The organism is Pseudomonas sp. 5.2 (assembly GCF_059025405.1).
This window is the reverse complement of the sequence record NZ_JBYBHH010000001.1, coordinates 593,236-602,886: the sequence shown is the minus strand read 5'-3', so window position 1 is coordinate 602,886 and position 9,651 is coordinate 593,236. Positions and strand designations below refer to the sequence as shown.

Genomic DNA, 9,651 nt, shown 5'->3' with positions numbered 1-9,651 from the left:
GATCCGCTTATGGGTCACACGCGGGCAAATAGAGACGCATGCACGTGCCTTGGCCAGGCACGCTGTCGACACTGATGGCGCCATTGCTCTGCTTGGCAAAGCCATAGACCTGGCTGAGGCCAAGGCCGGTGCCCTTGCCGAAGGCCTTGGTGGTGAAAAACGGCTCGAAGATGCGTGGCAGTACGTCGGGAGCAATCCCGCTGCCGCTGTCCTGCACCTCGAAGCACACATAACGGCCCCGCAACCCTTCCACATCCCCGGCCAGTTCAACAACATCGACCGCCAGGCCAATGCTGCCTTTACCCTCGATGGCATCACGGGCGTTGAACAGCAAATTGAGCAGCACCATCTGCAACTGCCCGGCATCCACTTCGATGGCGGGCAGACTCGCGGGCAAATGGTGTTGCAGGTCGATTTCACTTGTCAGCGAATGCTCGAGCAAGCCACGCGTGGCAGCGATCAATTCCAGGGGCGCGATGCGCGTGACATCCAGTTTGCGGTGGCGGGCAAAGCTGAGCAGTTGCTGGGTCAGCTCGGTGCCCCGCTCGCCGGCCTCGAGGATGTGATGCAACAGGCGCTGGACGCGCTCCGGGTCATGGGAGGTGAGGGCCAGCCGGGCGGAACTCAGGATGATCGTGAGCATGTTGTTGAAATCATGCGCCAGCCCACCCGTCAGCTGGCCGAGCGCTTCGAGCTTCTGCGCCTGGAACAGCTGCGCACGCACAGCGTCGAGCTGCAGTGCCGATTCGCGCCGGTCGGTAATGTCCCGGGTGACCTTGGCCAGGCCAATGATCTGCCCAAGGTCATCGCGAATCACATCCAGCGCGGCCAGCGCCCAGAATTGCGAGCCGTCCTTGCGCACGCGCCACCCCTCATCCTGCGCCACGCCTTGCTCGAGCGCCTGGCGCAGCAAGCGCTCGGGGCGCCCTTGCGCGCAATCCTGGGGGGTGAAGAACAACGAGAAATGCTGGCCGATCACTTCATCGGCCCGGTAGCCCTTGATGCGTTCGGCGCCAGCGTTCCACGACACCACATGCCCCGTCGGGTCGAGCATGTAGATGGCGTAGTCCACCACCGACTGAACCAGCTGTTCGTAGCGGTGCGCGGGCATGACAGGGTGTTCGAGACAGTCAGCTGAAACCATGCAAACTCCACAGGCACAGCGGGGAGGAATTGGGCGTGATCAGGAGTGTCCTCTGCAGCCGCCCTTGTGGCAACTGATTGTCAGCGTTCTCGGTCGACGAGTACAGGCATTGCGGCCACGGGTGAGGGCTGTCTTCCCTTGATCATAGGTGCTGCGGTTGACGCAACTATAACAATGGGTTATAAAGCGCGCTTGAATGCAACGCGCTTTCTACTTAGATACCTCTGCTTAGAAGCCCGTCGGTCGTCAAGGCCCATTCAAGTGCGAGTGTGGTGGAATTGGTATACACAGCAGACTTAAAATCTGCCGGCGTGAGCCTTGCGGGTTCGAGTCCCGCCACTCGCACCAAATTCCTTCGAAAAGGCGCCCTGGTGGCGCCTTTTTGCTGCCCAGCGGAAATCCCCGGTGCAACTGCTAGAGTGGAGCTTGTCCCCGTCCACTGGTATGCCGCCATGCGCTACTCCCTGTTCGATGGTCAACGCGACTTCATCATCTTGGTTGCCCGCATTCTGCTGATGATTCTGTTTGTTGTGTCCGGGTGGGCCAAGTTGACCGGCTTTGAAGGCACGGTCAGCTACATGACCTCCCTCGGCGCCCCCGCCCCTACGATCGCCGCGGCCGTTGCGGTGATCATGGAGTTTTTCGTCGGCATCGTGCTGATTCTGGGGTTCTACACGCGCCCGCTGGCCTTCCTGTTTGCACTGTTCGTGCTGGGCACCGCATTGATCGGCCACCCGTTCTGGAACATGGTCGACCCCGAGCGCAGCGCCAACATGACCCAGTTCCTGAAAAACCTGAGCATCATTGGCGGCTTGCTGTTGCTGGCCGTGAGTGGCCCCGGCCGCTTCTCACTGGACCGTCGCTGACTCACGCGTCTTCGCAGTCGTCGAACCAGGCTGGATGATCACGTTCCTCGTCATCGAGGTCATCCAGCGTTTCCTCATCCTCCTCGACAGGGTCTTCCGCGCCTTGGGCGTCTGCCTCGGGGTCGATGCCGTCGTAAAGGAATTCGTGGTCGAGCAGGTGGTCATGCTCGGGCTCGTGCAGATCGTCTTCGTCGCGCATGCGGGGCGGGCTCCTGGAATGGCGGGAGGCTTGTATAGGCTGAACAGGGGGCGAGGTCAATGGGTTGCGACTTAATGCTGAGTTAACGGAGCGGGCGCAATCTGCAGGCTCTCCCTTCAAACGTTATTTGCCCGCCTTTTCATGGCGGGCTTTTTTTGGGCGGTGATTTTTTGATAGCGGGGCGAAGGGCCTGGCTTGAGATTTTTAGCGCCTTTGAGATCGAGCGCCGCCCGCGCGGCGCTTCGCAGCACAAGGCTGCTCCTACATCTGTTTCGGGCCAGTCACGCCTATGGCATCTGCCTTGGTTGCCCGACCCGATATCGCGCCATGCGCCAAGGAGCCGCGCGCCAATGCCCCAGGAATAACTGGCCCGAAACAGATGTAGGAGCAGCCTTGTGCTGCGAAGCGCCGCGGGGGCGGCGCTCGATCTTATAAGCGCAGAAACGCCAACGCCTTACACTTCGCAGCCCACATACCCCCGCCAGAATTGAACCCTACCCACACCAAAACGACAGCCTAATGACCCCCGCTTCACGTATTACCGACAATAGGGGCGGCACACTGACCTTGCTCCGTACGTTCTTTTAGCCCGCCCCTTGTAGGCGGGCTTTTCTTTTCTATTGCATCGCCCGACCGGCTGACCAACGAGCGCCCCCTTCAAAACGCACTAAGCTCCACTATCCGATACTCGGGTATTCGGCTTTTCCACACATTGCCCATCGTCGCTCTGGCGATTCACACCGACGTGCCGATTTTCGGCACAAAGAGGGTGCTCCAATGGCGACAATCGAGACAAAAGCGTTCGCTCGCGGGTTACTCAAAGTAGAGAACTGCTGGCAGGCCTACATCCTGTCACGCCAATCCATCCAAGGGCTTGCCGGCCACGAACTCACGGCCGCGCAAGAAGCGTGCGACCGCGACTACATTCGGTTTCAGAACCAAAGCCAGCAGTTTTACGCCGAAGTGCGCAAGCGGGTAGGCGACGCTGAAAAGCTGGAAGCGGACTTGGCACGCTACCCACCTCAATAACGCTTCTTCAGCCGTCATTGGGGTCGCTGTGCGACCCCATTCGCCTTATCTGACGACTTTGGAGCTGGGCCACCTCGCCGATGGCAGCTTGGGGCCAACACGATCGGATGCACCAATGCCAGACGCCACTTCCTGGATGGCTCCGCCCTTAGAAAGGAATGCTTTGATCTGCTCGTCTAGCCGCAGATGGGCTTTGTGCGTGGGGGACTGATGGGAGGCATTCATGACTGAACCTCGATAGAGGAGTCACTGAAATGCAGCAACTCGTTTGTCACTATACGCTGCATCGGCCACAGAATGGGCGAAATCCCCTGCCCTTGCCACCAGAGACTACCTTTACAGGGCCTCCACTCGCCGGTCACCGGCCGGCGGCGCCGCTTTCAAGATGTGGGTAAAGCTCCCGGTCAGGCCGAACCGAAGCTCTTTGGGCATCAAGAATGTGAAGTGGATGAGCCATGACCCATCGCCGAGCAACAACGTCTCGCTTCTGTACCGAATGACTTCCGCTTCGCTAATGCCGATCGCCACAGCGACTTCCTGATTGCTTGGCTTGCGATCCATTGAGGTGACTCCCTCCGACATTGCGCCGGGAAGCCATCAATACTCCTCCAGGGTCGGAAGCGCTACTTATAAATTTGTACCCTGGCACACCGCTTCATGCTGCAGTACCCCTTTCAGTATAAAACGTCATCAAAAGGCAATGAGGTATGCGGCAACGCCCTTAGCTAAACGCCAGGGTTTCCACAGGGAAAGGTGGTCGAACACTCGGCTGGAATGGCCCGCGACACCTGCAATAGCGAGGTAGACGAACCATTTTCGCAGCGCTCTGGAGAGTTTCTTTTTTGTGAATCGCAACAGTCGGTACACCTTGAAAAATAACCCTGTCGCTAAAAACGGAAAAGCCCAACACGTGCTGAGCTTAGGCGTCACGCCTCAAGGGGCTTCTGTATTTTCCGCCCCACAAAGAAAAACCCCGCAGACGTTAATCTGCGGGGCTTTCGAATAATGGAGGCCGAGGTCGGAATCGAACCGGCGTAGACGGATTTGCAATCCGGAGCATAACCACTTTGCTACTCGGCCTCAAAGTCGGATCTAGCTGCTTGCGCTTTGCTATCTCCTTGAAACACTGAACCTTTTTCAAAGTTCGCTGCGTTTCGATGGGCGCCATTATGTCTTCAATCATCAAACCTTGCAACCCCCTGAACATAAAAAAATTTCAAGGGGTTCAAGGTGTTAGCGCAAGCGGCCGAGTTTGCTCCAAAGCCCCACCACGGTGTTCTCCACCGTGCCGCTGGCAGCCATGCCGATACGCTCCTGCAGGCTCTTGCGTTCGGCGTAGTGCAGGTGGAACAGGTTGGCGTTGCGAGCGCGGTCGCTGAGGTACTCGTCGCTGGTCTGCAGCTCGTCAACCAGCTTGCGGTTGAGAGCCGCCACGCCCAGCCAGACTTCGCCGGTGGCCACTTCGTCGATGTGCAACTGCGGGCGATAGCGCGAGACAAAGTCTTTGAACAGCTGGTGGGTGATGTCCAGGTCTTCCTGGAATTTCTCCCTGCCCTTTTCGGTGTTTTCGCCGAACACGGTGAGGGTGCGCTTGTATTCGCCCGCTGTGAGCACTTCGAAATCGATGTCATGCTTCTTCAACAGGCGATTGACGTTAGGCAGTTGCGCCACCACACCAATCGAACCCAGCACGGCAAATGGCGCGCTGATGATCTTCTCGCCAATGCAGGCCATCATGTAGCCGCCGCTGGCCGCCACCTTGTCGATGCACACGGTCAACGGGATGCCCGCCTGGCGAATACGCGCCAGCTGCGAAGCCGCCAGGCCGTAGCTGTGTACCAGGCCGCCGCCACTCTCCAGGCGCAGCACCACTTCGTCCTGCGGGGTGGCGAGGGTCAGCAGCGCGGTGATTTCGTTGCGCAGGCTCTCAGTGGCCGAGGCCTTGATGTCGCCATCGAAATCGAGCACGAAAACTCGGCCCTTTTCTTCGGCCTTGCCTTTTTTCTGCTGTTTTTCCGCCTTGGCCTGCTGTTTGCGCAGGGCCTTGAGCTGGGCCTTGTCGAGCAGGCCCGACTCCAAGCGCTCACGCAGCTCTTTATAGAACTCATTGAGGCGGGTGACCTGCAATTGCCCGCCCGGTTTGCGCCGCCCTTTACCGCGCAAACCGGCGATGGCCGACAGCACTACCAGGATGGCAATCACCAAGGTGGCGGTTTTGGCGAGAAAGCTTGCGTATTCGGCAAGAAACTCCACGTTGACTCCTTCATAGACCAGCGCCAGTTCGGCGCGTAACTGCTGCAAGCATACCGGTGCGCCTGAGGCGCTGCCAGCCGGTGTAAACGCTGGCAACACAGTTCAAACAACCTTTTCAAACGCTTGTATGTTTTTTCGTTGACAGCCTGTGTGGCACATCCTAACCTCGCAGCAACCTCCAACAGGCCGGATACCTCCGTGGGCAACCTCTACCTGATCCGACATGGCCAAGCCTCCTTCGGTGCCGAGGACTACGACGTCCTCTCGACCATCGGTGTGCGTCAGAGCCAAGCCCTAGGTGAACACCTGGCCCTGCTCGGCGTGCAGCTGGATCGTTGCGTGGCCGGCGACCTGCGCCGCCAGCAGGACACCGCACGCCTGGCCCTGGAGGCCTTGCACGCCACAGGCTGCCCGGTTCCGGCTGTTGAGACCGATGCGGCATTCAATGAGTTCGATGCCGATGGCGTGATCCGTGCCCTGCTGCCCGGCCTGCTGGCGCAAGAACCCGATGCCCTGCACATCCTGCGCAATGGCGCGCAGCATCGCAGCGAATTCCAGCGCCTGTTCGCGCTGATGGTGCAGCGCTGGCACGCTGGCGATCATTCTGCCGACGATGGCCTGGAGACCTGGCAGGCCTTCACCGCGCGCGTCCAGCGTGGCCTGCAACGTGTGCTCGAAGGCGCAGGCAGTGGCGACAACATCGCCATCTTCACCTCCGGCGGCACCATTGCGGCCCTGCTCCATCTGGTTACCGGCATTACCCCCAGCCAAGCCTTCGCGCTGAACTGGCAGATCATCAACACGTCGCTCAGCCAACTGAAGTTTCGGGGCCGCGACGTGGCACTGGCCTCCTTCAACAGCCAAGCCCACGTGCAGCTGTTGAGGGCGCCGGAGCTTGTCACCTACCGATGAGCCCGGCTTGTTGTGTCCCTGCGGACGCGAATATAACTTAATAAGGATTACGCCATGAGCGATGTAGCTAAAGCCGTCGAAGCGATGAAAGCAAAGTTCAATCCAGCTGCCGCTGCCGGTCTGGACCTGGTGTTCGGCTTCGACATCACCGACGAAGACAAAAAGTACGCCCTGATCATCAAGGACGGTACGTGTGACATCCAAGAAGGCGAAAACCCAGACGCCAACTGCACCCTGGTGCTGGACAGCGAGACCCTCAAGGGTATCGTCAGTGGCGAGACCGACGGCATGCAGGCCTTCATGGGCGGCAAGCTGCGCGTCGAGGGCGACATGATGCTGTCGATGAAGCTCAGCGAGCTGTTCCCGTCCTGAGTGAAGGGCACGCCGATTGATCAAAAAACCGAAGCCTGACCGGCTTCGGTTTTTTTTTGCCCGATCACATCAAGGCCATTGATCGATCAGCAACACCCTTACCTATATGACGGCTGGCACGCTTGTTCCAACGCCGGCAGGCCATTAGATTAGCCAATAGTTGTTGCGAACGAAAATAAGGAAAACGCATGACGCTCACCGATCAGTCCACCCAGGTCCGCCCCGGCGAAGAACTCGACGCGGCCGTCATCGACCCTTATCTCAAGGCCCATATTCCCGGCCTCGAAGGCTTGCCGAGCATCAGCCAGTTCCCCGGCGGCGCCTCCAACCTCACCTACCTGGTCACCTACCCGGGCCGAGATTTCGTGCTGCGCCGCCCGCCATTCGGGCAGAAGGCCAAGTCGGCCCACGACATGGGCCGTGAATTTCGCATCCTTAATCAGCTCAACAGTGGCTTCCCTTACTGCCCCAAGGCGTACGTGCACTGCACCGACGAGACCCTGATCGGCGGCGAGTTCTATGTGATGGAGCGGGTCAACGGCATCATCCTGCGCTCGGACATCCCGGCTGAACTCAATCTCGACGCAGCCAGCACCGAAGCCTTGTGCAAAAGCTTCATCGACCGCCTGGTCGAGCTGCATCAGGTCGACTACCAAGCCTGCGGCCTGGCCGACCTGGGCAAGCCGGAAGGCTATGTGCAACGCCAGATCGAGGGGTGGACCAGCCGCTACGCCAAAGCCATCACCGATGATGCCCCGCGCTGGGAGCATGTGATTGCCTGGTTGCACGACAAGATGCCCGCCGACCACCCACGCCCCGGCATCGTCCACAACGACTACCGCTTCGATAACGTGATACTCGATGCCGACAACCCGATGCGCATCATCGGTGTGCTGGATTGGGAGATGGCCACCCTCGGTGACCCGCTGATGGACTTGGGCAACAGCCTGGCCTACTGGATCGAGGCAGCAGACCCGGCGCCCGTGCAACTGATGCGCCGCCAACCCAGTAACGCCCCCGGCATGCTCACCCGCCGGCAGTTCGTCGACTACTACGCCGAGCGCGCCGGCATTCGCCTCGACAACTTCGATTACTACTATTGCTATGGCCTGTTCCGCCTCGCCGGCATCGTCCAGCAGATCTACTACCGCTACTACCACGGCCAAACCCAGGACAAACGCTTCGCTCAGTTCATCCACATGAACCGGCTGCTGGAGCAGATGGCCTTGCAGGTGACACGCACCTCCACGCTCTGACGACAGATAACAAGGAAAACAGCATGTCCAAGACCCACTTGTTCGACCTTGACGGCAAGATCGCCTTCGTTTCCGGCGCCAGCCGCGGCATCGGCGAGGCCATTGCCCATCTGCTGGCGCAGCAGGGCGCCCATGTCATTGTCTCCAGCCGCAAACTGGACGGCTGCCAGCACGTTGCCGACGCGATCATCGCCGCCGGGGGCAAGGCCACCGCGGTGGCCTGCCATATCGGCGAAATGGAGCAGATCCAGCAGGTGTTCGCGGGGATACGCGAACAGTTCGGGCGCCTGGATATCCTGGTCAACAACGCGGCCACCAACCCGCAGTTCGGCAACGTGCTGGACACCGACCTGCTCGCCTTCCAGAAGACCGTCGACGTCAATATCCGCGGTTACTTTTTCATGTCGGTGGAAGCCGGCAAGCTGATGCGCGAACACGGCGGCGGCAGCATCATCAACGTGGCGTCGATCAACGGTGTTTCGCCTGGGCACTTCCAAGGCATCTATTCGGTGACCAAGGCTGCGGTGATCAACATGACCAAGGTCTTCGCCAAGGAATGCGCGCCATTCGGCATCCGCTGCAATGCCCTGCTACCCGGCCTGACCGATACCAAGTTCGCCTCGGCGCTGGTGAAGAACGAGGCCATCCTCAACGCCGCCCTGCAGCAAATCCCGCTCAAGCGCGTAGCCGACCCCAAGGAAATGGCCGGCGCGGTGCTGTACCTGGCCAGCGACGCCTCCAGCTACACCACCGGCACCGCACTCAACGTCGACGGTGGTTACTTGTCCTGATCAGGCCTTGATCGCCTGCAAGGTGTAGCTCAAGGGCAGGCGTGACGGCTGGTGGCGCAAACGCCACTCGCCGTCGGCGCCCTTGTCCATCTGCCCAGGCAGCGCTTCCCAAGGGATGCTCGGGTGCTCGACCAGACCTGTCAGTTGCAGCCCGTGCGCCAGCAAGGCACTGATAACCTCGCCCAGGCCGTGGTTCCACTCATGGGTCTCGGTATGGACGAGGCGCTGGTCGGTTTCGACGTACGTCTGGTCGGTGTGCCACACCGTCGGGGTTTCGTGCTCGAAGTACGGATACTCGATCAACAGGCGGTCCTGGTGGTCTTCGTTGACGGCCATCAGCATCGGGTGGCCATCACGCAGGAACAGCCGCCCACCCGGTTTCAACAAGGCCGCCACAGCGCGCGCCCACGGCTCGATGCGGGGCAGCCAGCAGAGCGCGCCGATGCCGGTGTAGACCAGGTCGAACGTGCCCGCTGGCAGCACCTGGTCGGCGGCGTAGACATCTGACTCCACATACGCGATTGGCGCTGCGCAGCGTTCGGCCAACGCCCGCGCCTGCGCCAGCGAAGCTGCAGAATAATCCAGGCCGCATACCTGCGCGCCAAGGCGCGCGAGCGACAGGGTATCGGTGCCGATGTGGCACTGCAGGTGAACGGCGTTGAGCCCGTGGATATCGCCCAGCAGCGGCAAGTCGAAACGAACGGTTTCGGAAAGATGCGCGGGGCGTTCGACCAGCAACTCGACCTCATAGTCTTTCGAGGCAGCGTGCAAGGGGGCGCGTTCGTCCCAGCTGGTGCGGTTGAGTTGCAGCGATCGGTCCATGGTTGAC

The 9,651-nt window shown here is 60.2% G+C and carries 12 protein-coding genes and 2 tRNA genes; 7 read left to right on the top strand and 7 right to left on the bottom strand.

Annotation, left to right across the window (positions count from 1 at the left end):
* Window positions 1-7: 7 nt before the first annotated feature.
* Window positions 8-1,144 carry a two-component system sensor histidine kinase NtrB gene (locus AC5PZ0_RS02660; protein ID WP_454243258.1) on the bottom strand — a complete coding sequence of 379 codons (1,137 nt, stop codon included), beginning with the start codon at window positions 1,142-1,144 and terminating at the stop codon, window positions 8-10.
* 263 nt (window positions 1,145-1,407) lie between these two features.
* On the opposite strand from AC5PZ0_RS02660, the gene AC5PZ0_RS02655 reads away from it, so the two are divergent.
* Together AC5PZ0_RS02655 and AC5PZ0_RS02650 are read left to right on the top strand one after the other, a co-directional pair.
* Window positions 1,408-1,492, top strand: a tRNA-Leu gene (locus AC5PZ0_RS02655).
* 104 nt (window positions 1,493-1,596) lie between these two features.
* Complete coding sequence (locus AC5PZ0_RS02650) at window positions 1,597-2,010, top strand: DoxX family protein (protein ID WP_085273069.1); 414 nt, start codon at window positions 1,597-1,599, stop codon at window positions 2,008-2,010.
* Window position 2,011: 1 nt separating this feature from the next.
* Here the strand turns inward: AC5PZ0_RS02650 and AC5PZ0_RS02645 are convergent, their stop codons facing one another.
* Window positions 2,012-2,209, bottom strand: a complete 198-nt coding sequence (locus tag AC5PZ0_RS02645) for a hypothetical protein (RefSeq protein ID WP_085273068.1) — start codon at window positions 2,207-2,209, stop codon at window positions 2,012-2,014.
* Between the two features lie 777 nt (window positions 2,210-2,986).
* Here AC5PZ0_RS02645 and AC5PZ0_RS02640 point away from each other — a divergent pair.
* Entirely contained in the window at window positions 2,987-3,238 is a 252-nt protein-coding gene (locus tag AC5PZ0_RS02640; protein WP_265967887.1) for a hypothetical protein, read from the top strand.
* Between the two features lie 45 nt (window positions 3,239-3,283).
* Here the strand turns inward: AC5PZ0_RS02640 and AC5PZ0_RS02635 are convergent, their stop codons facing one another.
* The 4 genes from AC5PZ0_RS02635 to sohB all read right to left on the bottom strand — a co-directional run bounded on the left by AC5PZ0_RS02635 (window position 3,284) and on the right by sohB (window position 5,491).
* A complete protein-coding gene (locus tag AC5PZ0_RS02635; protein WP_369124820.1) occupies window positions 3,284-3,463 on the bottom strand; it encodes a hypothetical protein in 180 nt (59 codons plus the stop codon).
* A gap of 111 nt (window positions 3,464-3,574) precedes the next feature.
* Window positions 3,575-3,799 carry a hypothetical protein gene (locus AC5PZ0_RS02630; RefSeq protein WP_027592688.1) on the bottom strand — a complete coding sequence of 75 codons (225 nt, stop codon included), beginning with the start codon at window positions 3,797-3,799 and terminating at the stop codon, window positions 3,575-3,577.
* Between the two features lie 445 nt (window positions 3,800-4,244).
* A tRNA-Cys gene (locus tag AC5PZ0_RS02625) sits at window positions 4,245-4,318 on the bottom strand.
* 153 nt (window positions 4,319-4,471) lie between these two features.
* Window positions 4,472-5,491: a protease SohB gene (gene sohB / locus AC5PZ0_RS02620; protein ID WP_493854384.1), complete on the bottom strand. Its 1,020-nt coding sequence runs from the start codon at window positions 5,489-5,491 to the stop codon at window positions 4,472-4,474.
* A 198-nt stretch (window positions 5,492-5,689) separates the two neighbouring features.
* Here sohB and AC5PZ0_RS02615 point away from each other — a divergent pair, with 198 nt between their 5' ends.
* The 4 genes from AC5PZ0_RS02615 (at window position 5,690) to AC5PZ0_RS02600 (ending at window position 8,822) form a co-directional block, all read left to right on the top strand.
* On the top strand, window positions 5,690-6,403 hold the full coding sequence (locus AC5PZ0_RS02615; protein WP_493854256.1) for a histidine phosphatase family protein: 714 nt from the start codon (window positions 5,690-5,692) through the stop codon (window positions 6,401-6,403).
* A gap of 54 nt (window positions 6,404-6,457) precedes the next feature.
* Entirely contained in the window at window positions 6,458-6,775 is a 318-nt protein-coding gene (locus tag AC5PZ0_RS02610; protein ID WP_085273065.1) for an SCP2 sterol-binding domain-containing protein, read from the top strand.
* A 188-nt stretch (window positions 6,776-6,963) separates the two neighbouring features.
* On the top strand, window positions 6,964-8,031 hold the full coding sequence (locus AC5PZ0_RS02605) for a phosphotransferase family protein (protein WP_412765215.1): 1,068 nt from the start codon (window positions 6,964-6,966) through the stop codon (window positions 8,029-8,031).
* A 23-nt stretch (window positions 8,032-8,054) separates the two neighbouring features.
* Window positions 8,055-8,822 carry an SDR family oxidoreductase gene (locus tag AC5PZ0_RS02600; RefSeq protein WP_027592693.1) on the top strand — a complete coding sequence of 256 codons (768 nt, stop codon included), beginning with the start codon at window positions 8,055-8,057 and terminating at the stop codon, window positions 8,820-8,822.
* Here the strand turns inward: AC5PZ0_RS02600 and AC5PZ0_RS02595 are convergent, their stop codons facing one another.
* The gene (locus AC5PZ0_RS02595) at window positions 8,823-9,644 is read right to left on the bottom strand and encodes a class I SAM-dependent methyltransferase (protein WP_493854255.1); all 822 of its coding nucleotides are present in this window, start codon (window positions 9,642-9,644) and stop codon (window positions 8,823-8,825) included.
* Between the last annotated feature and the right edge of the window lie 7 nt (window positions 9,645-9,651).

Coding starts and splice junctions, on each gene's coding strand:
- AC5PZ0_RS02635 (WP_369124820.1), bottom strand. CDS start 3,463: ATGAATGCCTCCCATCAGTCCCCCACGCACAAAGCCCATCTGCGGCTA.
- AC5PZ0_RS02650 (WP_085273069.1), top strand. CDS start 1,597: ATGCGCTACTCCCTGTTCGATGGTCAACGCGACTTCATCATCTTGGTT.
- AC5PZ0_RS02660 (WP_454243258.1), bottom strand. CDS start 1,144: ATGGTTTCAGCTGACTGTCTCGAACACCCTGTCATGCCCGCGCACCGC.
- AC5PZ0_RS02640 (WP_265967887.1), top strand. CDS start 2,987: ATGGCGACAATCGAGACAAAAGCGTTCGCTCGCGGGTTACTCAAAGTA.
- AC5PZ0_RS02630 (WP_027592688.1), bottom strand. CDS start 3,799: ATGGATCGCAAGCCAAGCAATCAGGAAGTCGCTGTGGCGATCGGCATT.
- AC5PZ0_RS02600 (WP_027592693.1), top strand. CDS start 8,055: ATGTCCAAGACCCACTTGTTCGACCTTGACGGCAAGATCGCCTTCGTT.
- AC5PZ0_RS02645 (WP_085273068.1), bottom strand. CDS start 2,209: ATGCGCGACGAAGACGATCTGCACGAGCCCGAGCATGACCACCTGCTC.
- AC5PZ0_RS02605 (WP_412765215.1), top strand. CDS start 6,964: ATGACGCTCACCGATCAGTCCACCCAGGTCCGCCCCGGCGAAGAACTC.
- AC5PZ0_RS02595 (WP_493854255.1), bottom strand. CDS start 9,644: ATGGACCGATCGCTGCAACTCAACCGCACCAGCTGGGACGAACGCGCC.
- AC5PZ0_RS02610 (WP_085273065.1), top strand. CDS start 6,458: ATGAGCGATGTAGCTAAAGCCGTCGAAGCGATGAAAGCAAAGTTCAAT.